Origin of the sequence: Vibrio sp. FE10 (assembly GCF_030297155.1) — a bacterium.
Taxonomy (GTDB): Bacteria; Pseudomonadota; Gammaproteobacteria; order Enterobacterales; family Vibrionaceae; genus Vibrio; species Vibrio apostichopi.
Map to the genome: position 1 here is coordinate 282,311 of NZ_AP028068.1, position 26,983 is coordinate 309,293.

The 26,983-nt window shown below is 46.2% G+C and carries 23 protein-coding genes, 1 tRNA gene and 2 rRNA genes; 6 read left to right on the forward strand and 20 right to left on the reverse strand.

What is annotated here, in order from left to right:
* Positions 1-72: 72 nt before the first annotated feature.
* Both iolD and iolE read right to left on the reverse strand, forming a co-directional pair.
* Positions 73-1,944: a 3D-(3,5/4)-trihydroxycyclohexane-1,2-dione acylhydrolase (decyclizing) gene (gene iolD, locus QUF19_RS18375; protein ID WP_017111571.1), complete on the reverse strand. Its 1,872-nt coding sequence runs from the start codon at positions 1,942-1,944 to the stop codon at positions 73-75.
* A 114-nt stretch (positions 1,945-2,058) separates the two neighbouring features.
* On the reverse strand, positions 2,059-2,952 hold the full coding sequence (gene iolE / locus QUF19_RS18380; protein ID WP_286301884.1) for a myo-inosose-2 dehydratase: 894 nt from the start codon (positions 2,950-2,952) through the stop codon (positions 2,059-2,061).
* A gap of 559 nt (positions 2,953-3,511) precedes the next feature.
* On the opposite strand from iolE, the gene QUF19_RS18385 reads away from it, so the two are divergent.
* Together QUF19_RS18385 and QUF19_RS18390 are read left to right on the forward strand one after the other, a co-directional pair.
* The gene (locus QUF19_RS18385; RefSeq protein ID WP_286301885.1) at positions 3,512-4,954 is read left to right on the forward strand and encodes a sugar porter family MFS transporter; all 1,443 of its coding nucleotides are present in this window, start codon (positions 3,512-3,514) and stop codon (positions 4,952-4,954) included.
* A 69-nt stretch (positions 4,955-5,023) separates the two neighbouring features.
* Positions 5,024-5,911, forward strand: a complete 888-nt coding sequence (locus QUF19_RS18390; protein WP_286301888.1) for a LysR family transcriptional regulator — start codon at positions 5,024-5,026, stop codon at positions 5,909-5,911.
* A 111-nt stretch (positions 5,912-6,022) separates the two neighbouring features.
* On the opposite strand, the gene QUF19_RS18395 is transcribed toward QUF19_RS18390, so the two are convergent.
* The 15 genes from QUF19_RS18395 to QUF19_RS18465 all read right to left on the reverse strand — a co-directional run bounded on the left by QUF19_RS18395 (position 6,023) and on the right by QUF19_RS18465 (position 19,105).
* Positions 6,023-6,664, reverse strand: coding sequence for a DapH/DapD/GlmU-related protein (locus QUF19_RS18395; RefSeq protein ID WP_286301890.1), 642 nt, complete (start codon positions 6,662-6,664; stop codon positions 6,023-6,025).
* Positions 6,661-7,428 (reverse strand): phosphonate metabolism protein PhnP, encoded by a 768-nt coding sequence (gene phnP, locus QUF19_RS18400; RefSeq protein WP_286301892.1) that lies wholly within the window; start codon positions 7,426-7,428, stop codon positions 6,661-6,663. Before phnP ends, QUF19_RS18395 begins: the two co-directional genes overlap by 4 nt.
* Positions 7,425-8,072 (reverse strand): ribose 1,5-bisphosphokinase, encoded by a 648-nt coding sequence (gene phnN / locus QUF19_RS18405; protein ID WP_286301893.1) that lies wholly within the window; start codon positions 8,070-8,072, stop codon positions 7,425-7,427. Before phnN ends, phnP begins: the two co-directional genes overlap by 4 nt.
* Before the next feature lie 3 nt (positions 8,073-8,075).
* The gene (gene phnM / locus QUF19_RS18410) at positions 8,076-9,209 is read right to left on the reverse strand and encodes an alpha-D-ribose 1-methylphosphonate 5-triphosphate diphosphatase (protein ID WP_286301895.1); all 1,134 of its coding nucleotides are present in this window, start codon (positions 9,207-9,209) and stop codon (positions 8,076-8,078) included.
* Between the two features lie 15 nt (positions 9,210-9,224).
* Positions 9,225-9,950 (reverse strand): phosphonate C-P lyase system protein PhnL, encoded by a 726-nt coding sequence (phnL, locus tag QUF19_RS18415; protein WP_286301897.1) that lies wholly within the window; start codon positions 9,948-9,950, stop codon positions 9,225-9,227.
* A 10-nt stretch (positions 9,951-9,960) separates the two neighbouring features.
* On the reverse strand, positions 9,961-10,788 hold the full coding sequence (phnK, locus tag QUF19_RS18420) for a phosphonate C-P lyase system protein PhnK (RefSeq protein ID WP_017066704.1): 828 nt from the start codon (positions 10,786-10,788) through the stop codon (positions 9,961-9,963).
* Positions 10,785-11,765 (reverse strand): alpha-D-ribose 1-methylphosphonate 5-phosphate C-P-lyase PhnJ, encoded by a 981-nt coding sequence (locus QUF19_RS18425; protein ID WP_286301903.1) that lies wholly within the window; start codon positions 11,763-11,765, stop codon positions 10,785-10,787. The genes phnK and QUF19_RS18425 overlap by 4 nt, the downstream gene beginning before the upstream one ends.
* The gene (locus QUF19_RS18430) at positions 11,762-12,883 is read right to left on the reverse strand and encodes a carbon-phosphorus lyase complex subunit (RefSeq protein ID WP_286301905.1); all 1,122 of its coding nucleotides are present in this window, start codon (positions 12,881-12,883) and stop codon (positions 11,762-11,764) included. Before QUF19_RS18430 ends, QUF19_RS18425 begins: the two co-directional genes overlap by 4 nt.
* Positions 12,868-13,488: a phosphonate C-P lyase system protein PhnH gene (gene phnH, locus QUF19_RS18435; RefSeq protein WP_286301906.1), complete on the reverse strand. Its 621-nt coding sequence runs from the start codon at positions 13,486-13,488 to the stop codon at positions 12,868-12,870. The genes QUF19_RS18430 and phnH overlap by 16 nt, the downstream gene beginning before the upstream one ends.
* 146 nt (positions 13,489-13,634) lie before the next feature.
* Positions 13,635-14,081: a phosphonate C-P lyase system protein PhnG gene (gene phnG, locus QUF19_RS18440; RefSeq protein ID WP_017111559.1), complete on the reverse strand. Its 447-nt coding sequence runs from the start codon at positions 14,079-14,081 to the stop codon at positions 13,635-13,637.
* Positions 14,082-14,777, reverse strand: a complete 696-nt coding sequence (phnF, locus tag QUF19_RS18445) for a phosphonate metabolism transcriptional regulator PhnF (RefSeq protein ID WP_286301909.1) — start codon at positions 14,775-14,777, stop codon at positions 14,082-14,084. It lies immediately after the preceding gene.
* A gap of 67 nt (positions 14,778-14,844) precedes the next feature.
* Positions 14,845-15,633, reverse strand: coding sequence for a phosphonate ABC transporter, permease protein PhnE (phnE, locus tag QUF19_RS18450; RefSeq protein WP_286301911.1), 789 nt, complete (start codon positions 15,631-15,633; stop codon positions 14,845-14,847).
* 48 nt (positions 15,634-15,681) lie between these two features.
* A complete protein-coding gene (gene phnD / locus QUF19_RS18455) occupies positions 15,682-16,677 on the reverse strand; it encodes a phosphonate ABC transporter substrate-binding protein (protein ID WP_286301913.1) in 996 nt (331 codons plus the stop codon).
* Between the two features lie 17 nt (positions 16,678-16,694).
* Positions 16,695-17,507, reverse strand: coding sequence for a phosphonate ABC transporter ATP-binding protein (phnC, locus tag QUF19_RS18460; RefSeq protein WP_102434083.1), 813 nt, complete (start codon positions 17,505-17,507; stop codon positions 16,695-16,697).
* A 374-nt stretch (positions 17,508-17,881) separates the two neighbouring features.
* Positions 17,882-19,105: an MFS transporter gene (locus QUF19_RS18465; protein WP_286301916.1), complete on the reverse strand. Its 1,224-nt coding sequence runs from the start codon at positions 19,103-19,105 to the stop codon at positions 17,882-17,884.
* A gap of 406 nt (positions 19,106-19,511) precedes the next feature.
* Here QUF19_RS18465 and QUF19_RS18470 point away from each other — a divergent pair, with 406 nt between their 5' ends.
* The 4 genes from QUF19_RS18470 (at position 19,512) to QUF19_RS18485 (ending at position 23,429) form a co-directional block, all read left to right on the forward strand.
* Entirely contained in the window at positions 19,512-20,177 is a 666-nt protein-coding gene (locus QUF19_RS18470) for a helix-turn-helix transcriptional regulator (protein ID WP_286301918.1), read from the forward strand.
* Positions 20,178-20,201: 24 nt separating this feature from the next.
* Positions 20,202-20,585, forward strand: a complete 384-nt coding sequence (locus tag QUF19_RS18475) for a RidA family protein (protein ID WP_286301920.1) — start codon at positions 20,202-20,204, stop codon at positions 20,583-20,585.
* 37 nt (positions 20,586-20,622) lie between these two features.
* A complete protein-coding gene (locus QUF19_RS18480) occupies positions 20,623-22,029 on the forward strand; it encodes a cation:dicarboxylate symporter family transporter (protein WP_286301923.1) in 1,407 nt (468 codons plus the stop codon).
* A 77-nt stretch (positions 22,030-22,106) separates the two neighbouring features.
* Positions 22,107-23,429, forward strand: coding sequence for a CoA-disulfide reductase (locus QUF19_RS18485; protein WP_286301925.1), 1,323 nt, complete (start codon positions 22,107-22,109; stop codon positions 23,427-23,429).
* 180 nt (positions 23,430-23,609) lie between these two features.
* On the opposite strand, the gene QUF19_RS18490 is transcribed toward QUF19_RS18485, so the two are convergent.
* From QUF19_RS18490 to QUF19_RS18500, 3 genes are all read right to left on the reverse strand, one after another.
* Positions 23,610-23,700: transfer RNA gene (locus QUF19_RS18490), tRNA-Ser, on the reverse strand.
* Positions 23,701-23,783: 83 nt separating this feature from the next.
* Positions 23,784-23,899 (reverse strand): 5S ribosomal RNA (rrf, locus tag QUF19_RS18495).
* 135 nt (positions 23,900-24,034) lie between these two features.
* Positions 24,035-26,928, reverse strand: a 23S ribosomal RNA gene (locus QUF19_RS18500).
* Positions 26,929-26,983: the final 55 nt, after the last annotated feature.

The window sequence follows — 26,983 nt, forward strand, 5'->3', positions numbered from 1 at the left end:
CTGATACATCAACTGATTGAATGATGTATCAGTGGTTAAAGTTATTGTGATTTTAATTTTGAATATTCTTGATTAAACACCGCGACGCTGAGCCGCACGGCCCTCTTCCCAATCAGCGACTTTTTTTGCGGTATCTTCGTTACGTGTAACCTCAGGAAGTCCTACTTCCCACCAGCAATCACATTTCGACCATGCCGCCGGAGATACTGGGTCAATGTCTACAACGATAACGTAGGTACGGTCAGCTTCTTTCGCTCTTGCGAATGCAGCATCAAAGTCGGTAATTGAGGTCAATTTCTCGCTGATTGCACCTTGTGCTTCTGCATGCTTAGCAAAATCAACACGGGCTAATTCTCCGTCAGGGCGACGACAATCTTCTAAGAGGTTATTAAATGATTCATTACCTGTATTGTTCTGAAGCTTGTTGATAACAGCGAAGCCGCCATTGTCACAAACGACAACGATCATTTTGTGTCCAGTCAAAACCGACGAATAGATATCTGAGTTTTGAATGAGGTACGAACCATCACCAACAAGAACCACAACATCACTGTCTGGGTTGGCAATTTTCGCCCCCCAGCCACCTGCGATCTCATAACCCATACACGAATAGCCAAAGTCGATATCAAACTTACCAATTTGGTAATTCTGCCAGTTCATAGACAGTTCAGCAGGCAATCCGCCGGCGGCAGTCAAGACTGTATCGCCCTCTTCCATACTACGGTTCAGCTTGCCAATCACTTCAGCGTAAGAAGAAGTACCTTCAAGCAATTCACCTGCTTGTGGGTGAGTACGACGTTGGACTAACGCCTTCCACTCATCAGCTTCTACTTTGGCTTTTGAAGACCACTCATCACCTGATCGCCAGTCAGCCAAAAGACCAGATAATTTCGTCATACTGGTTTTCGCATCACCAATAACTGGATGAGAGCGATGCTTAATCGCATCGAATTTGGCCACGTTAATACTAATTAGCTGCATTTCTGGATTTTTGAATACGCTCCAAGATCCCGTAGTGAAATCTTGTAAACGTGTACCAATCGCAAGTACGACATCAGCTTCGTTAGCCATATGGTTAGCAGAGTTAGAGCCAGTAACGCCGATAGGCCCTGCGTTGAGTGGATTGTCTTGCAGCATGGTCGCACGACCAGCAATAGTTTCGACAACAGGGATGTTATGCTTAGCTGCGAACGCGGCTAGTTCATCAGTTGCAAGCGAGTAATGCACACCTCCACCTGAAATAATCAAAGGCTTCTTCGCTTTAATTAAGATCTCTTTCGCTTCTTCTAGTACGACCATTTCCGGCTCAGGGCGACGGATACGATGACATTTCTCTTCAAAAAATATCTCTGGGAAATCGTAAGCAATGCCTTGAACATCTTGCGGTAATCCAAGAAAAACTGGCCCGCATGTCGCAGGGTCGAGCATAGTATCTAGTGCTTGTGGAAGCGTATGCATCAATTGAGCAGGCGACAACACGCGGTCCCAGTAACGAGTCAATGGTTTGAATGCGTCGTTAGAAGTCACCGATGGATCTTCAAAATTTTCTGGCTGTTGCAATACAGGATCTGGAAGACGGCTTACATAAGCATCACCAGAGATAAGTAATAGTGGCAGACGGTTAGTATGTGCAATACCGGCTGCAGTGACCATATTGGTGGCACCAGGACCAATTGAGCTGGTCGCAATACCTATACGTTGACGCTTATTCGCTTTTGCATAAGCGATAGCAGCCGTAGCCATTGATTGCTCGTTTTGACCACGCCACGTTGGGATTTTTTCTTCGATGTTTTTCAGCTGTTGGCCAAAACATGTCACATTGCCGTGACCAAAAATGGCGAAAGCGGCACCAAATAATTGCTCTTCTTTCCCATCGACTACAATTTTCTGCGCTGCAAGATATTTAGCTAAGGCTTCAGCAACGGTTAGGCGTACAGTTTTCATCTTCTTCCTCGATCTTTCTTATACGTAATTGGCGCGTTACCTTGCCAATTACGTATTGTCCGTGTGTCGACTCTGGCTTATTGTTGGGATTGCCCTTCAATAAGCCATTTTTAATTACAAGCCGTATTTATTTGCGTAGCCCGTAATGTTCTCGTAAGCCGTTTTTGCAAACGTAAGCGGATGTGCTTTCGCTGGATCTTGTTCCGCTTCTACCAATAGCCAACCTTCATAATTACGCGCTTTAAGTGCAGCAAACACATCGTCGTAATTCACATCACCCGTACCTGGAACCGTGAATACCCCATCAAGCACGGCGTTTAAGAATGATTTATCAGCATCACGAGCTGCGTTCATCACTTCAATACGAAGGTCTTTAAAATGCATATGACCGATACGGTGACCCCAACGCTCAATAACATTCACAGGGTTACCACCCCCGTAAGTGATGTGGCCCGTATCTAGTGTCAGATAAACAGAATCACCGGTCGCTTCCATCAAACGATTGATATCTTCTTCCGTTTCAACAATCGTTCCCACGTGATGATGGAATGAAAGCTTGATGTCATGCTTGTTCAACAGGTAATCAGCAACAGTAGTTAGTTTTTCAGCGTAAGTTTTCCACTCATCTTCAGTCAAAATCACGCGAGATGACAACGGCTTGCTGATGTCGCCATGCACAGTATTGCTGACCTCACCGTAAACCATCGCCTTACAACCAGCGGCTTTAAGCAACAAGATATGACCTTGCATTTCCGCAATTTCTTCTTCTGCAGTTAATGTCATCAAATTTCCGCTGAACCAACCAGATGCCAATACTAGGTTGTGATTTTTCAACAATGGAATAAGAGTTTCTGGATCTCTCGGGTATTTAGTGCCTAGCTCGGTACCAGTAAAGCCAGACTCAGACATTTCGCTCAAACACGTCTCTAACGGGATCTCACCACCCAGTTCTGGCATGTCATCATTTGTCCAAGTTAAAGGGCTAATTCCGTATTGAACTTTGCTCATGGTCGTACTCCAAAATTTTTATATTTAATTTTACTTAGGCCAGTAAAATTTCAATTAGATAGGTTCATTGCATCTGATCGATATTTTGGCCAAACAGGTTTGCTTCACTGAGATTCAATATAATCCAAACCAAACTAAATGAAAAATATTTTTCATTTTGATAAATTTGTTTTTAATTTTTGAAATTATATGGAAAAAGCGAGTGTTTACGGGGGGTTCGAGAAAAGAATGGCACAGATCACAATTAATTTAATTCAATTAAAAACAACAATTTAGGAAAAATAAAGCATTTGAAAAATATTTTCCACACCTTGATCAGGTTAACATTATTGACCAAAGAGACATTAATTTAATAGCCGTAGTCATTCTGAGCTATTATGATTCTCAACATCGCTAAAATGAAAAATATTTATCAAATCTATTTATTATTATTACTAAATTCATTGGCGAGTTATTAATTCGATACTCTAACCCTACATTCATTGGGTATCGAATCATCGCCCAGCACGACCTTATTTGATGGTTAAGAGAGTGTTTGGACAATACAAAGGAGTATGTAATGTCACCTAATAATGGGACACAGTCTCACAAACATAATATCGCTTACATAGTTAGAATTTGTTGTATCGCTGCACTTGGGGGAATCTTGCTCGGTTATGATACCGCGGTAATATCAGGGGCAATTGGGCCAATAAGAGAGCATTTTGGTTTAACGCCCGCTCAAACTGGCTGGGCAGTATCCAGTGTAGTGTTGGGAAGTATTATCGGTGCTGTATCTGCAGGAACTGTTGCCCTAAAATATGGTCGTCGAAGTGCACTCTTCTTATCTGCTGTGTTGTTTATCATATCCGCCATCGGTTCCGCTATCGCACCTACATTTACCATCTATGTGTTACTCAGAATCGTCGGTGGTGTGGCAGTTGGTATCGCTTGTGTAGTTTCCCCAATGTACATGTCAGAGGTTGCCCCAAAAGATTTTCGCGGTCGAGCGGTCAGTATGTTCCAGCAATCCGCTGTTATAGGTCAAACTGGGGTGTTCTACGTTAACTATCTAATTGCGAAAGGAATGTCCGAAGCTTGGTTAGTTGATGTCGGATGGCGCTGGATGTTGGCTTCTGAAGTATTGCCAGCGACATTATTCGGTTGCCTATTAATCATGATTCCTGAATCCCCACGTTGGTTAGTACTCAAGGGGAAAATAGGTAAAGCAAAAGAGACACTCTCTCGAATTTCCAACCCAGAACATGCAGACAGAGTGATCCTAGAGGTACAAAAATCTTTAGTTCCAGCGAACGCATCCAAAAACAGTAAAATCAGCTTACGTTCCCCTCTTCTTTTTTCAATCCTTGTCATTGGTACATTTGTCGCGGCAGCGCAGCAACTTACTGGTATCAACGTCATCATGTATTACACCCCAGAAATCTTAAAACCTATAGCCGGTGGTACTGAGAACGCGTTGTTCCAAACGACATTTGTAGGTGTGGTGTTCATTCTTGGTAACGGATTAGGTATGTACTTAATCGACAAAGTTGGTCGCCTGCCGCTCATGAAATACGGAACTCTGGGCTGTGCACTTGGCATGACTATTGTTGGATATGTGCTCTATACCGGAACGGAAGGTTATGCAGCATTGTTTGCGCTGTGTTTGTATGTTGTCGCTTACGCTACATCTTGGGGTTGTGCATGTTGGACGATGATCTCAGAAATATTCCCTAACAGCATTCGTTCAAGAGCAATGGCTATCGCTGTGGGTGCACAATGGTTTACTGGATTTATTGTGACTCAAAGCTTCCCTATGCTTAACGAAAATCCATATCTAAAAGAAAACTTCAACGGCGCTTTCGCTTTTTGGGTGTTCGCCGCGTTGTCCCTCATTTGTATGGTTGTCGTTGTTAAGTACGTTCCTGAGACCAAAGGGGTTGCCCTCGAAGACATGGAAAAAGTCATGGCGAAAAAACTCGGGAAACAAGCTCCAAACAAAAAAACGGAAGCTGCTGCATAATTCAAACTGAAGACAGGTACTTATCTAAAGATAGCCTGTCTTTTCATTTATCAATTTCAGGAACCTTTGATGTTAGATAAAATGGCATTTTTTATTTACGTTGTACGCACAGGGTCAATTTCTGCCGCAGCGCGTAAGCTCAACATTTCAGTATCAGCCGGTAGCCGCTGGCTTCAGGATCTTGAGCTTAAATTTGGAATGCCATTATATCGACGCAATAATCGCTTGTTAAAACCCACACCTGCTGGCCAAACTTTATTTGATCAGTTTTCGGTACTCGTCGATCAATCTGAAACTGTCATGCGCACGATGCAAGATTACCAAAAACACGATAAAGGCCATATTGATGTAATCTGCACACCAGTCTATGCCAACCATTTTTTAATGAATCACATCAGCGAGTACTTACTCACCAACCCCGAGATCACTTTTAACCTCAACATTACACCTTGGGCACTTGATCATGCCGCTGACAGTGATATTACCATCAGCGCTAACGCATCTTATCAAGGCTATCGAGAAAAAGACTTACACCTAGTTCGTCGTGAGATAATGCAAAGTCCCTTTGTCGTCGTCGCTTCTCCGGGCTATCTTGCTAGAAACAATACTCCACAACGCCCTTCTGAACTAAAAACTCATTTATGCCTGTTTGCAACGACGCTCACCGGAAGTAATGACTGGGTGTTTACTCAGGATAATGAGTGCCAGATTATTAAAATCCCTAAATCGTTGGAGGTTAATGATAGTGACCTATTACTGCAAGCCGCACTGAACGGAACTGGTATCGCTTATCTACCGCAATTTTTGGTAGAAAAGCACATCAATGACAAAACACTAGTGCCTATTTTTGAATGCTATGACACCAGTATTTGGAGCTTAAATATGTACTACCAACCAGCCACAACCGCATCCGCCGTTGCTATTCATTTTAAAGATTTCTTATTGGCGAAACATTGATGATCAAAGAACTGATTACTTGAATCAATCGAAATTTTCACTTTCCATCGTATACACGAAAGCAGCCACTGAGGCTGCTTTTTTAGCTTTCAGGCTTAAAGGATATTGGATTTAGGTTTGCTCAAAGTGACTCAAAAACTCACCGCAATCTTTTTGGAAAAGTGGCAATGCTTCTGCCAGTTTTTTATCATCCCAATGCCACCACTCAAGGCTTTCTAATCGCTCAGCATAGCTAGGATCATCAAAACGAGGACGCAGCACCTTGGCAGGGTTGCCAACCACAATCGAGTATGGTGGTACGTCTTTCGTCACCACGCTACCAGCCCCAACAATCGAACCATTGCCAATCGTAATACCCGGCAGCACAATCACGCCGTGACCAATCCACACATCGTGTCCAACCTGTACTTTGTCTTCTTCGCGCCACGAGAACACCTCATCATCCAGTGACGTAGGATCTTCACCTAACTGATACTTCCCAGGGCGATAAGTGAAGTGATGCAATGTAGGACGCCACCACGGGTGATTGCTCGGATTCAGACGAACCGCCGCTGCGATTGATGTGAACTTACCAATCTCGGTAAACATCAGATTACAGTCGTTTTGGATATAACTGTAATCTCCAACCAATACGTTATTTAACACACAACGGTCAGCAATTTCAGTCCAACGCCCAAGCTCAACGTTGTGCAGCTTGCTGCTTTCAGCGACGCTCGGTTCGCTGTTTAAGGTTGGGGAAAGAGGTTGGCTCATAGGGTTATCTCCTCGCCATCGTTGAGAATGCGTAATCGCTGTGGGAAAGCTTGGGGATGTTGTGCTGCCCAGCCGAGCATGTGGTGGCTGACATGGATCAAACCAAGGTTCTTAGGACGACAAGTTTCATCAATATCTAATATATGGTGAAAGTCGTTATGGTTTAAGTTCGATCGAGCTTGAGGATCTTCAATTGGTGGGGAGTTACAATCCGTGATTAACCAATCAACGGGAAATTCTTTCAGCCAACGCTCGGTTTGCTTTGGCAGCCCTACTGTATCGGTTAAATAAGCCAACCGCTTTCCATCAAATTCAAAGCAATAACCAAGGCAAAGTTTAGAGTGATTGAGGGGTAATGGCGTGACGGTTATTCCCTGCCAATTAAACGACTTAAACGCTTGTGCTCGCATGGAAAAATCCAAAATACCGGGATGTTTATAGAGATCATCACAACCCAGCGGGTCATCGGGAGAAATCACCGAGATCTGATCGCCTGCACCCCATCGGAGATCAAACAAACTCTGAACATGATCCATGTGGTAATGAGTCAATAAGATCTGGTCAATCGATCCTGCAGGAAACCGGCGCATCAGGTCAGGCGCATTGGCATCTAACAGTAGAAACTTGCCATTATGTTCAAGGAACGCTGATGACTTTTCTCGTCTTAAGCTGGGGTTTTCAAGGGCAGAAACACACACCGAACAATCACACCCGTAAACTGGCACCATCGCGCTGTTGGCAGTGCCTAACATGGTCAACTTCATGCAACACCGCCTGCTGGTTCTGCGAGTATTTCAGCTGGTTCTTTTAAACGAGCAAACTGCGCAATGCTCTGTTCAAGCGTGCCACTGTTATCAATACACAGCGTGTTATTTAGAGTGGACTCTGAGTCCACACAATAGTCCGCCGCACGTTGCAATCTAAGGGCAATCTCAGCTTCACTTTCACGTCCGCGCGCTCTTAAGCGTGCTTCTAACACCTCTGGCTTAACGCTAACCACAACGGGGACTAATCGTTCACCAAACAAGTCTCTTGCTGCATCCAAATACGCACGCGAGCCATTAACCACAACACTCAAGCCCGCATCCATCCATTGATGAACTTCTTGGCCAATACCGTAGCTCATGCCATGTGCCTGCCAACTCATCGCAAACATATTGCGCGAGTAGCGAATAAAGAATTCATCGTCACTGAGCTCGACATGGTTTTCGCCACCAGCATCAGCCGCACGTGTAATGTAGCGATGGGCAACCACCAAGTCTTTAACGAACTGCTCACGCAGCGCCGAGATAATCGAATCTTTCCCTGAGCCAGAAGGACCGATTACATAATAAAGCTGACCCGGTTTGTCAGCTTTTGGGGCGGCGTTGACCACCCCATTCACATCAAATGAGTAACCTTTAGACATAGATTAGAATACCTTTTTGCCTTCGCACCACACACGAGATACTAGCTGATGGTCATCCAAACGATGCGCTAATACCAGATCGGCACGCTTACCTTCTGCAATCACACCACGGTCGTGTAAACCAAGTGCTTGCGCTGGGTTAAGCGTCGCCAATTGCACCGCTTGCGCCACATCGAGGTTGTTGCGCTCATCATTCACTAGCGTAAATACCGCGTCTAACAAGCTCACTGGGTAGTAATCCGAAGACAAGATATCCAACACGCCCAAAGACGCCAACTCATGCGCTGCAACGTTCCCCGAGTGTGAACCACCGCGAATCACGTTCGGCGCCCCCATCATCACCTTTAAGCCTAATTCGTGAGAGCGCTGCGCTGCCTCGACCGTGGTAGGGAACTCAGCAATCACCATGCCCAACTCTTTGGATTCCGTTACATGAGCACTGGTTGCGTCATCATGACTTGCGGTTGGAATATTCAAGTCACGGCACTGACGGGTGATCTCATCGCGATTCTGTTTCGACCAACGTTCTGACTGAGCAACTTGGTCTTTTTCGTAGACAGCCATTTCGACATCCGTCATGTTGTACTTGCCTTGATAGTAGGTACGGTACTTATCTAAGTTCACAAACTGACGCTGACCCGGTGCATGATCCATTACAGAGACTAACTGCACTTCTGGCATGTTCACGTAACGCTCAAACAAACCAACGGTAGTTGAGTGCGGTACTTCACAGCGCAAGTGGATGCGGTGTTCGGCTCGAGTTAGACCACGCTTCTGGCTCTCGGCTACAGTATTAATAAACTGGTCGAGATTCTCTTGGCGATTGCCATCTCGGTAATCACCCAAAGCAACCGCATCAAGCACTGTAGTAATGCCAGAGCCAATCAGCTGTGTATCGTGTGCGCTCATTGCAGAAAGCGGTGGCCAGTTTACCTTGGGTCTTGGCGTGAAATACTTCTCTAGGTTATCGGTATGCAGCTCAATCAAGCCCGGCATCAAGAAGCCATTTTCACCATCAAAGGCACCCGGAATTTGGCTAGTCGAGTCAGACATATTGGCAATCACGCCATCTCGCAGTTCAACCGAACCGCGCACCACTTCATTTTCAAGCACCAGATTTACGTTGGTAATAATCATTTGCGTCAGCTCCCTTTACGCACACGCTGTAGTGAGTTGTTTTGGTGAAATGTCTTTTTGAAGCTTCACGTCATACAGACGATCAGCGACCAAATCTCGCGTTGCTTCATCATGGAAGATACCGATAATTGCAGCACCGCCCGCTTTGGCTTCTTCAATCAAGCTCACGACCACAGCACTGTTGGTCGCATCGAGCGAAGCGGTAGGTTCATCAAGCAGTAGGATTGGGTAATCAACAATGAAACCACGCGCGATGTTCACACGTTGCTGTTCACCACCAGAAAAAGTTGCTGGTGCTAAGTGCCATAAATGCTCTGGCACGTTTAATCGAGTCAGCAGTAACTTTGCTCTCTGTTCTGCTTCTTGCGCGCAGCCACCCATTTCCAACATAGGTTGCATCACCACTTCCAGCGCACTAATACGTGGAATCACACGCAAAAACTGGCTGACCCAACCTATGGTGTGTTTACGCACGTTGATGATTTCTCGTGGCGTAGCCTTCGCAAGGTCGAGCATGCTCCCTTGATGCACAATATTAATTGAGCCAGAATCCACCAAGTAGTTGGCATATAGCGCACGCAGTAACGTTGATTTACCTGAGCCCGAATGGCCGTGCAGAACCACACATTCGCCACTGTCTACCGAGAAGTTCGCGCCTGTTAACACTGGCAGTTCAACGCCATTTTGGTTGTGCAGCACAAAAGTTTTGCTGACGTTGTTTACGGTTAGTTTGGTATTCATGTCATCGTCCTTAATTCTGCAGTACAGAAGAAACCAGCAGTTGTGTGTATGGGTGTTGAGGATCATCGAGCACTTGATCTGTAAGGCCGCTTTCGACTACTTCACTGCGGCGCATCACCATTAAACGATGTGCAAGCAAGCGAGCCACAGCAAGATCGTGAGTTACGATCACCACAGCTAATTCAAGCTCTGTAACCAAGCGACGAAGAAGATCGAGCAACTTAGCTTGCACCGACACATCCAAACCGCCTGTTGGCTCATCCATGAAGATCAACTTAGGGTGAGTAACGAGATTGCGTGCGATCTGTAATCTTTGCTGCATACCTCCAGAAAAGGTCGTCGGCATGTCGTCCATTCGATCCGTTGGGATCTCGACATCACCCAGCCATTTCGCTGATTTCTCACGAATCTCCCCATAGTTACGTTCGCCCACAGCCATCAAGCGTTCACCAATGTTGCCACCCGCCGATACTCGGCCACGCAAACCATCCATTGGATGTTGATGCACCACGCCCCACTCTGTACGCAGCAAATGGCGACGTTGGCTTTCCGCCATTTGGTACAAGTCTTCCAGTTGTGAGATTTGCTTATCCGCATCACCACGCAAGTAAATCACTTCACCACTGTCTGGTGTTTGACGGCCAGAAAGTGACTTCAATAAGGTGCTTTTGCCAGAGCCAGATTCCCCGACAATACCCAGCACTTCTCCAGGGAAAAGGTCAAACGAGACGTTCTGAAACCCTTTACCTGGCGCATACAACTTAGTGAGATTAGAGACAGACAACAGAGGCTGCTCTGATTGGTTCCATTCGTGTTTCATATTTGTCACCGCGTTCATACGTTGTTCTCCTCTTTGCGGCCTATTTCGTTATGAACGAACTGATTGCCATCAAGTTGTTGACTGCGATCTTGTTGCTCACGACAGTAATCAGTATCTGAGCAAACAAACATATGTGAGCCTTGGTCATCCATAACGACCTCATCAAGGAAGGTATCCGTAGAGCCACAAATTGCACATGGCTCGTCCCACTTCTGAATCTCAAACGGGTGATCTTCAAAATCTAGGCTCTGAACCTTGGTGTAAGGAGGAACGGCATAGATACGCTTTTCGCGCCCCGCGCCAAACAGTTGTAGTGCGGCCATGTTGTCCATTTTCGGGTTGTCGAACTTAGGGATTGGCGATGGGTCCATGATGTAACGATCATTGACTCGCACTGGGTAAGCGTAAGCCGTCGAGATATGGCCAAAACGTGCGATGTCTTCATACAACTTTACATGCATGATTCCGTACTCTTGCAGTGCATGCATCTTGCGAGTTTCAGTTTCACGAGGCTCAATGAAGCGAAGTGGCTCAGGGATCGGTACTTGATACACCAAGATCTGATCTTCTTGAAGATCGACTTCTGGGATGCGGTGGCGAGTCTGAATGATGCTTGCTTCCGTGGTTTTTTCTGTCGTATTCGCGCTGGCGATTGATTTGAAGAACTCACGAATCGACACTGCGTTGGTTGTGTCGTCGGCACCTTGGTCAATCACTTTTAGCGTGTCTGGCTGGCCAATAATCGCAGCGGTGATCTGCACACCACCGGTTCCCCACCCGTAAGGCATTGGCATTTCACGGCCACCGAACGGCACTTGATAACCCGGAATAGACACCGCTTTAAGCAATGCACGACGAATCATTCTTTTAGTTTGCTCGTCAAGGTAACCATAATTATAACCTGTCGCAACTACTGGGCTGTGGGATGCTTTCTCTTCGTTACTTAACGTCGTTGAAGAGTTAAGTATCGGCGCATTAAGTGTTGCTGTGTTCATGACTGACCTCCTTGTACGCCATTACCTTGTTCTTCATTACCTAGTTGAGCCATCAATTCATCGTGCTCTTTATGCATTTTTCTAAGCAGCTCTAGTTCCGCTTGGAAATCGACGTAGTGAGGAAGTTTTAGGTGAGACACAAAGCCTGCTGCTTCAACATTGTCAGAATGAGAAAGCACAAACTCTTCATCTTGAGCTGGACCATCGACAGGCTCATCGTATTCTGCGGCTTGCAAAGAACGATCGACCAACGCCATCGACATTGCTTTACGCTCAGTCGCACCGAACGTTAAGCCGTAACCACGAGTCAGTTTGGCTTTGTTCTGTTTATTACCAACAAAGCCATTGATCATCTGACACTCTGTCAGCTCAATCTCACCGATGTCGATGCTAAAACCCAGTTCTTCCGGTTCAATCGATAGTATTGAAAATCCGGTACGAATCTCGCCCGCGAATGGGTGATTACGACCATAACCACGTTGAGTCGAGTAACTCAGCGCCAATAAGAAACCTTCATCGCCGCGCACCAAGTTTTGTAAGCGTGCACTACGGTCACACGGGTAGTTCACCGGATTCATAGTGATGTCTTCTGGTACTTGTTGGTCATCTTCTTCGGTCAACATCATGTCGAGGTTTTCAAGAATGCCTAATACCTGTGGGCAAGGTTCGGAGTCAGCCACATCTTGAGTTAGGATCTGCGGTGTTTCACCTTCAGCAAGCAGGCTGAAATCCAACAAGCGATGCGTGTAATCGTAGGTTGAGCCTAAAATTTGACCGCCAGGCAGATCTTTATAAGTTGCCGAAATACGACGCTCAATTCGCATTGAGTTAGTATCAACAGGTTGTGCAGTGATAAGGCGAGGTAACGTGGTGCGATAAGCGCGTAACAAGAAGATCGCTTCGACTAAGTCGCCCGCCGCTTGTTTGATGGCCAATGCCGCGAGTTGTTTGTCATAAATGCCGCCTTCCGTCATCACTCGGTCTACCGAACCCGACAGCTGCTCTTGAATCTGATCAACACTCAATTCTGGTAAATCAGGATTACCGCGACGCTTCTTCGCTTGCAGTTGATGCGCCAGACTAATGGCCTTTTCTCCACCCTTTACAGCAACGTACATGTTGTCGCCTCCACTTTGGTTGTACGAGGCAGACACAGCACTTGCTGGTTCGCCACAAAGATAAAGTCGACTCCTAATGGGAACTTCACCAATGATTGACGCTCTTTAAGGTAAGAAACAAAGCCCGCCGGTAATCCACTAAAGAACGCAGCTTGTTCACTTTGAATACCAGGGCCACTCAATGACAGCTCAGTACCCGACGTTAAGCTATCAACTTCAATCACAACCGTTGTTGAGGTATCTGGATACTCTTCGTTGCCAAGGTTAAATGTCAGTTCTGACCAATCGATATCCAGTAAGTCTAGCGCTGAAATCGCAGCGAAACTTGCTTGTTGAGTCTGTTCTACAATCGGAGCACCAATGTGAAACTTGATGTTTTCAGTCACCGCGTGATCGGCCTTTAATGTCGAAGATAGCCAGATCGGTGTTGCATTGTCGGCCATGGAAAGCAGCGTTTGAGCGGCTGCACTCATCATTGAACCAAAGCCTTCACAACGGTTTAGCGTTACGACGTTGCCGGGTTCAGACATCGCCTTCAGCAGTAATCGAAAGCACTGCTGGCTGTCATGAACTGCATCTTGAAATGCAGGAGAAATCATACTCATTGAATTCGTTCTAACCTGTTTAATTCGTTAATCTTATTCTTGAATGACATGTGGTTCTGTAGCTTGCCTGCGAAGCTGTTCTTCTCTATAAAGCAAGCTTCACCGCGAACCTAATCTTCACCACGAACCTAGTCTTCTCCGCGAACCTAATCTTCACCACGAACCATGGTAAAAAAGTCCACTTTGCTTGAAGCCACTTCTTGGCGGCGTTGACTGTCTCGTTCATGTTTCATCGCAGCCAAAGGCTCAATAAGTTTCGTGTTGATCACCTCGGCTTGTTGTCCGTTTTGCATCAAGGCATCAACAACAGCAGCTAGCTCTGCATGAGGCTTGCTTCGCCCCTGTAGGTAGCTGTAACCAAGTTCTCCACTTGTTAGCTTGATTACTGCGCGAGTAATCGTGACATCCCCCATGTTGAACTGACGGCCTGTTGAACCCATACGCGCACGCACTTGTGCTAAACCAATCTCTGGTTGGCGAACCATGGCATATTCCGCGTTCAGCCCTAATGCTTCCCAGCGCGTTTTCAATTCTGAGAACTGGCTCTGCGCGAGTACTGACATCCACTTTTGTCGCTCTTTCAAAGCTGTCATTTAGTGCTCCATTACTATTTCGGTTGCGTCGGCACGAGTATTGGAACTTGAGAATTCCGCTATTACTTGAGTGCCTTTAATTACGTTGGTGGTTTTAATTTTGAGTAGCGGTGTACTGGTACTGATTTGCAATAAACGACACTCTTCATTGGTTGGAATTTTCGCGCCCACCCGAGTCTCTTTTCGCTCTAAATCAGTATCCAAACCACGCTGAATAAATTGGTGCAAAGAACCATTGGTGAAGTTCTTGAGAATCGGCCACCACTCTAGATTCGGCAGGTAGTGGTCGATGATAGTTCTCGGTGTATCTCCTGTTTTTCGCAGGGTACGGATGTGGATGACCTTGCTTCCCTCTTCCATTTTCAAGTAGCCCGCAATCTTGGGTGATACGTTGATAAGACGAGATTGAAGTACCTCACACCTTGGCATCGCACCTTGCTCAATCAGGTTCTTGGTAAAATGCGCTCCTGAGTGAAGTCGATAGTCACTTGGCTGACGAATCACCATGTTGCCTTTACCTTGATGACGTTGAATCAAGCCCGTAGATACCAGTTCATCGACCGCGCGACGAAGCGTGTGACGATTCACGGCAAAGCGCTCAGCCAACTTGGATTCCGGTGGTAAGTAGTCACCCGGAACAAAGCGATCTTTCACTTCCTTTTCAAGCTCTGAGGCAATATCTAAGTAAACGGGCATAAAATTTTCCTCTCCAAAGTTCAATTACTTATCTAGATAAGTTCAAATAAATAGACATCTAAGATGCCTAAATAAACTTCTTACGGATGATTTGAGAAACGAAGTCGATAACGCTCACCGTCACGATTACAATCGACATGATTGCAGCGGTTTGTTGTAGTTGGAAGCCTGAGATGGATTGCCAAAGCAGCACACCAATACCGCCCGCACCAACCATACCCACAACCGTTGCCGAGCGAATATTCGACTCTAAGCGGTACAGTGAATATGAAATCCAAAGCGGCATCACCTGTGGAATTACGCCGTAAAGAATCACTTCGATTGGGTTTGCGCCTGTCGCTTTCACGCCTTCCATCGGCCCGGGTTCAATCGCTTCAATGGCTTCAGCAAATAGCTTGGCAAGCACGCCTGTCGTGTGAATGAACAGCGCCATCACACCAGCAAACGGTCCTAATCCGACAACCACCACAAACAGCATCGCAAACACCATTTCGTTGATAGCACGCAGACAGTCCATCAATCGACGGATTGGAAATGTCACCCAGCTCGGCATCAGGTTTTCAGCACTCAGAATGCCAAATGGAATCGCTAACAGAATCGATAACACGGTTCCCCAAATGCCCACTTGAATCGTCACTAGCATTTCGCTGAGGTACACGTTGCTTTCACTGAAATCTGCGGGGAAAAAATCTTTGCCGAGCTGAACCATGTTCTCTGGGTGTTCAAAGAACATCATTGGTGACATCTCTGCGCCTTGCCACGCCCAGCTAAGGACCAGTAGTGCTATCACAGCGATCACGCCGTTTTTAATCGACAGCTTCGATGAAGGCTCGTAACTTTGAGTTGTTGCAGTCATTGTTCTCTACTCTTTTTTGCGCCGCCCAAAGCGGCGCAGGGAATGGGATTAGCCTTTCAGCGCATCAATTTCTGTTTGCAGCTGGTCGATTTCTGCTTGGTATTGCGCCATGCGTTTGGTTCTGTCTTTCTCGCTTAGGTTGCTGTTGTTTTCAGCATCAACCAGCTTTTTGAATGCTTCCATTTGGCGAATAGGCAGTAGTTGGTTGTTATCAGTAGCAGCAAAGCCAGACCAAGCCAGTTGATGCAGGTTTTCAAGCTGTTCAGGCTCTTCGCCGTAGCTGACGAAGAAATCACGCGCCTTTTGCTTCAAGTCTTCATCTAAATCTTTACGGTAGGTAACCACGTCTGATGGGATAAGCTCTGACTTCCAAACTACTTTCAGCTTGCTAAACAACTCAGGGTTTTGCTCTTCGATGCGGATAAGGCTCATGGTGTGATTGGTTGCGACGTCCACTTGGTTGTTCGCGACAGCCATCACGTTGGCACCATGGCTTGCGGTTACGTTGCGGTGAAAGTCATTAGCGGAAATACCATTGCTGGCGAACGCTTCGAAATTCGGCACAAGGAAACCCGACGTAGAGTTAGGATCGCCATTACCTAATTTGAGTGTTTCGCGCTGCTCGATCACGTCTTCAAGCGTGTTGATATTGTCATTTTTGGCATTCACAATGAGTAAGCTGTAATAACCCTGTAAGCCCTCTTCATCTATGTATCGAGCGAAGACTTCTGCGTCAGCACGATCAACGGCTTCCATCGCCGCCTTATTTCCGTAGTAAGCAAAATCGACCTTGCCAAAACGCTGAGCTTGAATGATGCCTGCGTAATCAGGTGCGAAATAAGCATTCACTGACATGCCTAACGCTTTACCTAGGTCATCCAGAAGAGGCTCCCAACGGCTACGCAAGTTTTGTTGTGCATCAGTCGCGATAATGCCGAAGTTGATCGAATCTTTAGCAAAAGCGTGACCAGCAGTGAGTGTCGTCATCAACACGGTTGCTAGCGTCACTGCCTTCTTAATCCCTGATTTCATTGAATGAAACATCTTGATTTCCCTGATATTTAAAAAGACGCAGCGAGCACGTCGTTAGGTTGAATATGTGGCGTGTTTATCGATTTTTTAGAACGGTATAGGTCTTCAAGCTGAGGCTTAGTCAGTTCCGCGCTCTTTCCTTCGTAGAACACTTGGCCGTCTTTCAGCGCGATGATGTTTTCGCAATACTTAAGGGCGTGGTCGACTTGGTGAAGCGTGACGATGACAGGAATACCTTCCTTCTCATTGATGTCCGTAAGCAACTCCATCACGATGCGTGCTGATTCAGGATCAAGCGAAGCGATAGGCTCATCGGCAAAAATGATTTTCGCTTTCTGCATCAGTGCGCGTGCAATAGCGACACGTTGTTGCTGACCGCCAGAGAGGTTGCCAACACGCTGACCTGCGAAATCTTCCATGCCAACTCGACGCAGTGCTTCAAGCGCTTCTTGCTGTTGCTCAACCGTAAAAATGCCTGTCAGAGTGCGCCACTTCGGAGTAGAGCTCAGTGCGCCAATCAGTACATTGGTCATCACGGATAAGCGGTTAACGAGGTTGAATTGTTGAAAGATGTAACCCGCTTGCGAACGGATGTTGCGGACATTGCTGTCTGCCTTACCATTCGCTTGCACCGTTTGACCAAGCACGTTGATTTGAGATTCCGCACTTTTATCTCCAATGATCAGGCCACTTAAATGGCGAAGCAGCGTAGATTTACCAGAACCCGATGGGCCTAGTAGCGCCGTCATCTTGCGGCTAGTAATCGTCAAATTGATGCCATTCAGTGCCTTGTTCGAACCGAATGTTTTGTTGACCTTCTTAACTTCAATGATGTTATTCATCGTCAATGTCCCTGTTTGATTTAAGGCCACTTTGACGTCTGATTATTAAAGTTACGTGTCGGTTTATTTGCAGAAATGAAATATTTCAAGCGGTCAGCTTACTTGTCTAGACAAGCTTAACCTGCTGTTTTAAATACCAAATTCAGGAGAGATTTGATGGGGAAAATCAACTTATATACGGACGTAATTCACAGTAATTTGACAATAAAAAGCTCAAGTAAAATGGCAACTCCTCAGTATTCTCTGCTCAATAGATACACACCTCCAATAGCTGCTAAATTCACATACAAAAAAGCACCCCGTAAAGGAGTGCTCAAAGTGGTTAAGTGTTTAATTTCAAAGCGATGTGAATACTGCCTCAGCACAATCTATGTCTACGATAAACACGATTGAGAGCGAGCTAGATGAAGTCTTGATACAGTGACTATCGAGATAAAGCCAACAACAGCACTGCCAAAGATACTCCACAGCACCCACTGATAGCCGCCGAACTGCCAAATAACCGCGCCAAAATAAGGTGACAGAGCGAACGCCAATAGATAAGGCACCGCCATTGCGCCCGCCAAAGAACCAAAGTTAACTTCCCCCATCACCTCACGAGTCGTCAGTGGTTTCACAATGCTCATCACACCATAAGCGGAACCTTGTAAGAGTACAAAACCGAACACTAGATACAGAACATTCTCAGACAGAATCAAACACAAGGTCGCACAACAGATGCTCAGAAAGCACGCGACAGTGATTCGCATGATCGACCAGTGTTTATCAACCAACAACCACATCACGCGCCCAGCCACCTGCATAGGCCCTATCAAAGAGATCACCAATATCGCTAAGTCATCAGGGACATTACGCTCATCCAACAATGGCAACAGATGGTTTAACACCACACCATGATTTAATGCGAGCATCGAGAAGCCAAAAGCAAGTAGCCAGAACATTGGATTAGACAGGTAAGAGGCAGAGCTTAAATAAGTAGTTGAAGATCCAGATACTTTGCTAGGCAGTTTTGAGTCAGCCTCACTGTTAGAAGACACATGAAGCCGAGCAAGCGATTTAGTATTGATAAACAGTAACGGAGCGGCGACGAACAAAACAACTACGGCAAAAACCTGCAATGTAACCACCGGGCCGTAATGCTGAGCCAAATAGTGAACTGTTGGAAAGCTGATAGTACTCGCAAAGCCTGCCACTAAGGTGATCATAGTGATCGCGCGTTTGGCTTTAGTCCTCAAGTTTCGAATCAAAAAGGCGAAGCAAGGTTCATAAAGGCAACCCGCCATTGCGATTCCCATCAATCCCCAGAGCACATAAAACCAAGCGAGTTGGTCAACTAAGCTGATCATAAACAGCAGCACGCCACCAATAACCGCCGAAACCGTCATCATCAATGCGCCATAACCTTTGTCAATCAAGCGTCCAGCAGGCAAAGCCGCAATAGCAGACACGCCCACTGCCAAGGTTAGCCCCAACATGAATTCAGAACGACTCCAATCGTGCACTTGCTCCCAATGCAGAAGCATCGCCGGAAAAACGTAATAGAGACAACACCAGAGCAATGTCTGGCCGAGGGCTAAACCCCAAACCGCTTTGTTCATAAATCCACACTTCTAGAAAATTCGAATAATTTAAATACAGCTATAGTAAAAGCAATCTTGCTTCGCCAACTTAGCTAAACAACGTGACAATTTTAAGGCGTTAAGATGAAGAGTCAGCGAAGCTCGTTTCCCAAGGATATGGAACTTGTTCCAGATCATTAAAGTATTCAAAAACGCAACCTTTGGTTTTAAATATGTAAACTTTGATAGGGTTTAAGAAATTAAACCTATTTTGGCTATCTTTGGTGATCTTGTTCAAATTTCACTCGTGATTTAGATCTAAAATTTCATTTTCGTTGATGTTTTGAACGCTTTTTGTCGGTTTACAGAAGTTTACTGCATCTTGCCTAAATACCACCAAAGGAGTAGTTTTCAGTCATTGAGTTCAAAAATGTAAACCGAAACCATGAATGTAAAACAAGTTCGATTCACCGATGAAGACAGAGAATGTTTACGCAACTACTTCCGATTAGCAGAGACGATTGCTGATTTAATCGGTCCCTATTGTGAAGTGGTCATCCATTCCTTTGAGAGCTTAGAAAACTCTGTCGTGAAGATCGTTAATGGTCATCATACAGGTCGTGAAATCGGCTCACCTATCACCGATTTAGGTTTACGTATGTGGAGTACATTCGAGAAAACTGGCGAAGTTTCTCCAAAGAGTTATTTCACCAATGCAGCAGACGGCTCCCTACTGAAATCGACCACCTGCGTGCTGGCAGGCCCACAACAAAAGCCCATCGGCATGTTGTGCATCAACATGAACTTATCTTTCCCATTCCCAGAAATCGTCAAGACACTCATGCCGCAGTGCAATGTACCGCAAACCATTGTCAGCGAGACATTCAGCAACAATGCAAACGACGTGATTCAACAAGCATTGAGTTCAGCCATTAAAGAGGTTGATCAAGACGAGTCGATTTCTTCCAAAGGTCGCAATAAAGCCATCATCCGTTGCTTATTTGATAACGGAGTGTTTGAGCTAAAAGAGACGACGACACAAGTATCAGAGCAACTTGGGATCAGCCGACAGGCGGTTTACAAGTTTATCCGTGAATTTAAATCAGAATAAAACCAATAATTTAGGAGTTACATCGTGAAACAGATCATTGCCACTGAACAAGCACCTGCAGCTATCGGCCCTTACTCACAAGGTACGTCTTACGGCGACATGGTTTATACATCAGGTCAATTACCTCTCGTTCCAGAAACCATGCAGTTTGTTGAGGGCAGTATTAAAGAGCAGGCTCGTCAGTCTCTAGAAAACTTAAAAGCTGTATTAGAAGCGAGCAATGCGGGACTGGACACAGTGCTTAAGACAACCTGCTTCCTATCAGACATGGAGAACTTCGTAGCCTTTAACGAAGTGTATACAGAGGTGTTTGGTACAGAGAACGCACCTGCTCGCTCTTGTGTTGAAGCAGCACGACTACCAAAAGACGCACTGGTTGAAGTTGAAGCCATCGCATACAAAAAATAACCGACTTAGGTATTAATGGGTATCATAGGAGATTCTCATGAGCGTTTCATTTATTGGATTAAGCATACTGTTCTTTGGGTTCTACGCACTGCTGTCGAACTTCAAAAAGCAAAAGAAAAGTTTTAACTTCCGCGTACTGAGTGCGCTTGCTGCTGGCTTACTGTTCGGTGGCGCTATTCAACTTGTTTTCGGTGTCGGTAACGTTGCAACCTCTGGGTTTGCTGAACTGATTTCAGTGTTCGGTAAAGGCTACATCAAACTTCTACAAATGATTGTTATCCCGCTCGTATTCGTGGCGATGATCTCTTCGATCATGAACGTTGAAGGCGGCGGCGCGTTATCTCGTATCGCACCAAAAATAATCGGTATTCTACTTTTCACTTGTGCAATCTCAGCAGCCGTTGGTATCGCAAGTATTTACCTATTTGGTATCGATGCGAACGCACTAGTAAGCACAATTGGCACAAACAGTGCGATTGAAGCTCGCGGTGATTCACTGGTAGCGACACAAGATGCAATGGCGAGCAGTGGTCTGTCTGGTATGGCTCTGTCTATCATTCCAACCAACATCTTCGACATGCTAACGGGCTCTCAACGTACTTCTACACTATCAACGGTACTGTTCGGTATGTTCCTTGGTTACTGTATCCTTCAAGTGAAGAATCGTAAGCCTGAGAAAGTGCAAAACTTCGTTGATTTCATCAACTCTGCAAAAGAAGTGGTGCTTTCAATGGTACGTGAAATCCTGAAGCTAACGCCTTACGGTGTATTCGCTCTGATGACCACGTTCATGATGACGAATGACCTTTTCGCACTAGCTGAAATGGGTCGCTTCCTTCTAGCAAGCTACGTAGCAATTGGCGTGATGTTCGGCATCCACTTCGTGATGGTGTCTATGTTCGGCCTGTCTCCTGCTAAGTTCATGAAGAAAATCTGGCCAGTATTGGTATTCGGCTTCGGTTCTCGCTCAAGCATGGCCGCTATCCCACTAAACGTTGAAACACAAACTCAACGTCTAGGTGTAGACGAAGAAACAGCAAACATGTCAGCGACATTCGGTACCAGTATCGGTCAAAACGGCTGTGCAGGTATCTACCCAGCAATGCTCGCTATTATGGCAGCACAAGTAATGGGTATGCCTGTTGATTTAAGCTTCATCCTACAGTTAATTGCTGTTATAGCGATTGCTTCATTCGGTATCGCAGGTGTTGGTGGCGGTGCAACATTCGCAGCAGTAGCTGTACTAACCATCATGGGCCTAGATATCACAGTGGTTGCGATTCTAGTGTCTATTGAAGCACTGATTGATATGGCACGTACCGCACTAAACATCTCAGGCTCAATGTTGTCTGGTGTACTAACGGCTAAGAAAAACGGTTCGCTAAACACAGAACAATACGACGCTGACGTTACAGCGACTGTATCAAAAGAAGCAGTAGTATAATCCTCAAACTTAATTAAGAGCACTCCACGTGAGTGCTCTTCTGTTTTTCCTGAGTTCAGGTTATTTAGGTAGTAAATATGAAAGTTGTTGTTATAGGCGGTAGCGCCGCTGGTATGAGTTTCGCAGCAAAATACAAACGTAATCAACCATCAGACGAAGTCATCGTTTTAGATAAACGCAGTTACATCTCTTTTGGAGCCTGTGGTTTACCCTACTTTGCAGGCGGCATGTTTGATGACACAGAACGAATGATCTCTCGCACGCCAGAACAAGCCATCAAATCTGGCTTGGATGTACGTGTAGAAACAGAAATGGTGTCGTTCGACCGCACTGAAAAACAAATTATAGTGCGTCACCAAAATGAAGAAAGCGTCATCGCTTACGATATGTTGGTCATTGCGACAGGTGCGCGACCAATCGTTCCATCATTCGGCGAATTCAATCCAGAACACGTATACACGCTAACAAGCATGGAAGACGGCTTAGCAGTCAAAGAAGCGCTTAAAAATGATAGCAAACAACGCGTGTGTGTCATCGGGGCAGGCTTTATCGGGCTAGAAGTATTCGACGCAGCACACGGCTTAGACAAACACGTAACGATTATTGAACGTGAACAGCACATCATGAGCCGTCAGTTCAGCCCAGAGATCATTGATGTAGTTGAAGGGGCGATTCGTGAATCAGGCGCAGAGCTAAAAACAGGTTGCAGTGTGTCAGCGATTCGCAATGCAGAGCAAGGTGGTTACATCGTTGAAACTGATAACGGAGACGTAGAATCCGATGTCGTGATCCTGTCACTCGGTTTCAAACCAAATACCGAAGCATTCGAACTGCCAAAAGCTGCAAACGGTGCGTTATTAGTAAATGAATATGGAGCTACTGAAGACGCTTATATCCACGCGGTCGGTGACTGTGCCGTTGTCCATCATATAGCATTAGGTAAACCTGTTTATGTTCCTTTAGCAACCACAGCCAACAAACAAGCGCGTATGATGGCCGACAAGCTAGCAGGTAAAGATACCTATATGTCAAGCTTCTTAGGTTCGTCTTGCTTGAAAGTACTCGATTACGAACTGGCGTGTACCGGCATAAATGAACTTCTAGCGAAAGAACACAGCTTAGATGTGAAAGTATCGACCATTTCAGATAAAAACCAAACCGATTACTATCCAGGCCAAGAAGACATCAAGGTAAAACTGGTTTATCACCCAGAAACTAAGGTTCTTCTAGGTGGTGAGATCGTAGGTAAGAAAGGAGCGGTTGGCCGTATTAACGCGCTCGCTGTCGCTATCACCGCGAAAATGACCACTAAACAGTTAGGTTACATGGACTTCTGCTACGCGCCACCATTCTCCCGCACATGGGATGCTCTAAACGTGGCAGGTAATGTAGCTAAATAAACCAAAACCGCACAAGTTCCAAAAATATTTAGCTAAACACCAAAGCAGAGCATAAACGCTCTGCTTTTTTAATGCCTTAACTCTACAAGCCCAATAGCGGAATCTAATGCATTTGGGCTTTCTTTTACCAAATTCAAGACGAAAAAAAGCCCGCTGATTTCTCAGCGGGCTTTTCAATGATGGTGGAGGGATAGGGATTTGAACCCTAGAACCGCTATTAACGGTTGCCGGTTTTCAAGACCGGTGCTTTCGACCACTCAGCCATCCCTCCAACAAATTGTTACTAAAATCAGTCTTACTTGTGTGCTGCTTTAGTTTTGCTTTCAGTTTTTTAAAACTGAAAACGTAAATAAAGCCTGGCGATGTCCTACTCTCACATGGGGAAACCCCACACTACCATCGGCGCTATTGTGTTTCACTTCTGAGTTCGGCATGGAATCAGGTGGGTCCACAATGCTATGGTCGCCAAGCAAATTTTGCGTTTACTTTCAGTTTTTTAAAAACTGAAGGCAAAATAATCTGGAAAGCTAAATCTAAAAGTTATTTCTCTTCAAACTCATTCAAGGTCTGGTATCTCTGAGTCCACAAAACCCCTTGGGTGTTGTATGGTTAAGCCTCACGGGCAATTAGTACAGGTTAGCTCAATGCCTCGCAGCACTTACACACCCTGCCTATCAACGTCGTAGTCTACGACAACCCTTTAGGACACTTATAGTGTCAGGGAAAACTCATCTCAAGGCTCGCTTCCCGCTTAGATGCTTTCAGCGGTTATCGATTCCGAACTTAGCTACCGGGCAATGCCATTGGCATGACAACCCGAACACCAGAGGTTCGTCCACTCCGGTCCTCTCGTACTAGGAGCAGCCCCTTTCAATTTTCCAACGCCCACGGCAGATAGGGACCGAACTGTCTCACGACGTTCTAAACCCAGCTCGCGTACCACTTTAAATGGCGAACAGCCATACCCTTGGGACCGACTTCAGCCCCAGGATGTGATGAGCCGACATCGAGGTGCCAAACACCGCCGTCGATATGAACTCTTGGGCGGTATCAGCCTGTTATCCCCGGAGTACCTTTTATCCGTTGAGCGATGGCCCTTCCATTCAGAACCACCGGATCACTATGACCTGCTTTCGCACCTGCTCGAATTGTCATTCTCGCAGTCAAGCGGGCTTATGCCATTGCACTAACCACACGATGTCCAACCGTGTTTAGCCCACCTTCGTGCTCCTCCGTTACTCTTTGGGAGGAGACCGCCCCAGTCAAACTACCCACCAGGCACTGTCCGTAATCCCGATTCAGGGACCAACGTTAGAACATCAAAACTACAAGGGTGGTATTTCAAGGACGACTCCACCACATCTAGCGACGCGGTTTCATAGTCTCCCACCTATCCTACACATGTAGGTTCAATGTTCAGTGCCAAGCTGTAGTAAAGGTTCACGGGGTCTTTCCGTCTAGCCGCGGGTACACTGCATCTTCACAGCGATTTCAATTTCACTGAGTCTCGGGTGGAGACAGCGTGGCCATCATTACGCCATTCGTGCAGGTCGGAACTTACCCGACAAGGAATTTCGCTACCTTAGGACCGTTATAGTTACGGCCGCCGTTTACCGGGGCTTCGATCAAGAGCTTCGACCGAAGTCTAACCCCATCAATTAACCTTCCGGCACCGGGCAGGCGTCACACCGTATACGTCATCTTACGATTTTGCACAGTGCTGTGTTTTTAATAAACAGTTGCAGCCACCTGGTATCTGCGACTCTCGTCTGCTCCATCCGCAAGGGACTTCACTGATAAGAGCGTACCTTCTCCCGAAGTTACGGTACCATTTTGCCTAGTTCCTTCACCCGAGTTCTCTCAAGCGCCTTGGTATTCTCTACCCGACCACCTGTGTCGGTTTGGGGTACGATTCCTTACAATCTGAAGCTTAGAGGCTTTTCCTGGAAGCATGGCATCAATGACTTCACTACCGTAGTAGCTCGACATCGTATCTCAGCGTTAAAGAAAGTCCGGATTTACCTAAACTTTCCGCCTACGTACTTGAACCTGGACAACCGTCGCCAGGCCCACCTAGCCTTCTCCGTCCCCCCATCGCAATTGTAAGAAGTACGGGAATATTAACCCGTTTCCCATCGACTACGCCTTTCGGCCTCGCCTTAGGAGTCGACTTACCCTGCCCCGATTAACGTTGGACAGGAACCCTTGGTCTTCCGGCGAGGGAGTTTTTCACTCCCTTTATCGTTACTCATGTCAGCATTCGCACTTCTGATACCTCCAGCAGCCCTTACAGACCACCTTCAACGGCTTACAGAACGCTCCCCTACCCCACATACCCTAAGGTACGTAGCCGCAGCTTCGGTGTATAGCTTAGCCCCGTTACATCTTCCGCGCAGGCCGACTCGACCAGTGAGCTATTACGCTTTCTTTAAATGATGGCTGCTTCTAAGCCAACATCCTGGCTGTCTGAGCCTTCCCACATCGTTTCCCACTTAGCTATACTTTGGGACCTTAGCTGGCGGTCTGGGTTGTTTCCCTCTCCACGACGGACGTTAGCACCCGCCGTGTGTCTCCCGGATAGTACTTACTGGTATTCGGAGTTTGCAAAGGGTTGGTAAGTCGGGATGACCCCCTAGCCTTAACAGTGCTCTACCCCCAGTAGTATTCGTCCGAGGCGCTACCTAAATAGCTTTCGGGGAGAACCAGCTATCTCCAGGTTTGATTGGCCTTTCACCCCTAGCCACAAGTCATCCGCTAATTTTTCAACATTAGTCGGTTCGGTCCTCCAGTTGATGTTACTCAACCTTCAACCTGCCCATGGCTAGATCACCTGGTTTCGGGTCTAATCCTAGCAACTGTACGCCCAGTTAAGACTCGGTTTCCCTACGGCTCCCCTAAACGGTTAACCTTGCTACTAAAATTAAGTCGCTGACCCATTATACAAAAGGTACGCAGTCACACCACGAAGGTGCTCCTACTGCTTGTACGTACACGGTTTCAGGTTCTATTTCACTCCCCTCACAGGGGTTCTTTTCGCCTTTCCCTCACGGTACTGGTTCACTATCGGTCAGTCAGTAGTATTTAGCCTTGGAGGATGGTCCCCCCATATTCAGACAGGATATCACGTGTCCCGCCCTACTCGATTTCACTGATTATGATGTGTCGGTTACGGGGCTATCACCCTTTGTTGCGCCACTTTCCAGAGGCTTCACCTGCATCATTAAAAGCTTAAGGGCTAATCCAATTTCGCTCGCCGCTACTTTCGGAATCTCGGTTGATTTCTCTTCCTCGGGGTACTTAGATGTTTCAGTTCCCCCGGTTTGCCTCCTGTTGCTATGTATTCACAACAGGATACGTGCTTATGCACGTGGGTTTCCCCATTCAGAAATCCCAGACTCAAAAGGTTATTACTACCTAATCTGGGCTTATCGCAAGTTATTACGTCTTTCATCGCCTCTGACTGCCAAGGCATCCACCGTGTACGCTTAGTCACTTAACCATACAACCCGAAAGGGTCTCTGTTTTACTTTCGCTTTTGAAAAGCGAAAACAAAC

Excerpts from the sequence above, each read along its gene's own strand:
- iolD (WP_017111571.1), bottom strand. The coding sequence starts at position 1,944 with ATGAAAACTGTACGCCTAACCGTTGCTGAAGCCTTAGCTAAATATCTT.
- iolE (WP_286301884.1), bottom strand. The coding sequence starts at position 2,952 with ATGAGCAAAGTTCAATACGGAATTAGCCCTTTAACTTGGACAAATGAT.
- QUF19_RS18385 (WP_286301885.1), top strand. The coding sequence starts at position 3,512 with ATGTCACCTAATAATGGGACACAGTCTCACAAACATAATATCGCTTAC.
- QUF19_RS18390 (WP_286301888.1), top strand. The coding sequence starts at position 5,024 with ATGTTAGATAAAATGGCATTTTTTATTTACGTTGTACGCACAGGGTCA.
- QUF19_RS18395 (WP_286301890.1), bottom strand. The coding sequence starts at position 6,664 with ATGAGCCAACCTCTTTCCCCAACCTTAAACAGCGAACCGAGCGTCGCT.
- phnP (WP_286301892.1), bottom strand. The coding sequence starts at position 7,428 with ATGAAGTTGACCATGTTAGGCACTGCCAACAGCGCGATGGTGCCAGTT.
- phnN (WP_286301893.1), bottom strand. The coding sequence starts at position 8,072 with ATGTCTAAAGGTTACTCATTTGATGTGAATGGGGTGGTCAACGCCGCC.
- phnM (WP_286301895.1), bottom strand. The coding sequence starts at position 9,209 with ATGATTATTACCAACGTAAATCTGGTGCTTGAAAATGAAGTGGTGCGC.
- phnL (WP_286301897.1), bottom strand. The coding sequence starts at position 9,950 with ATGAATACCAAACTAACCGTAAACAACGTCAGCAAAACTTTTGTGCTG.
- phnK (WP_017066704.1), bottom strand. The coding sequence starts at position 10,788 with ATGAACGCGGTGACAAATATGAAACACGAATGGAACCAATCAGAGCAG.
- QUF19_RS18425 (WP_286301903.1), bottom strand. The coding sequence starts at position 11,765 with ATGAACACAGCAACACTTAATGCGCCGATACTTAACTCTTCAACGACG.
- QUF19_RS18430 (WP_286301905.1), bottom strand. The coding sequence starts at position 12,883 with ATGTACGTTGCTGTAAAGGGTGGAGAAAAGGCCATTAGTCTGGCGCAT.
- phnH (WP_286301906.1), bottom strand. The coding sequence starts at position 13,488 with ATGAGTATGATTTCTCCTGCATTTCAAGATGCAGTTCATGACAGCCAG.
- phnG (WP_017111559.1), bottom strand. The coding sequence starts at position 14,081 with ATGACAGCTTTGAAAGAGCGACAAAAGTGGATGTCAGTACTCGCGCAG.
- phnF (WP_286301909.1), bottom strand. The coding sequence starts at position 14,777 with ATGCCCGTTTACTTAGATATTGCCTCAGAGCTTGAAAAGGAAGTGAAA.
- phnE (WP_286301911.1), bottom strand. The coding sequence starts at position 15,633 with ATGACTGCAACAACTCAAAGTTACGAGCCTTCATCGAAGCTGTCGATT.
- phnD (WP_286301913.1), bottom strand. The coding sequence starts at position 16,677 with ATGTTTCATTCAATGAAATCAGGGATTAAGAAGGCAGTGACGCTAGCA.
- phnC (WP_102434083.1), bottom strand. The coding sequence starts at position 17,507 with ATGAATAACATCATTGAAGTTAAGAAGGTCAACAAAACATTCGGTTCG.
- QUF19_RS18465 (WP_286301916.1), bottom strand. The coding sequence starts at position 19,105 with ATGAACAAAGCGGTTTGGGGTTTAGCCCTCGGCCAGACATTGCTCTGG.
- QUF19_RS18470 (WP_286301918.1), top strand. The coding sequence starts at position 19,512 with ATGAATGTAAAACAAGTTCGATTCACCGATGAAGACAGAGAATGTTTA.
- QUF19_RS18480 (WP_286301923.1), top strand. The coding sequence starts at position 20,623 with ATGAGCGTTTCATTTATTGGATTAAGCATACTGTTCTTTGGGTTCTAC.
- QUF19_RS18485 (WP_286301925.1), top strand. The coding sequence starts at position 22,107 with ATGAAAGTTGTTGTTATAGGCGGTAGCGCCGCTGGTATGAGTTTCGCA.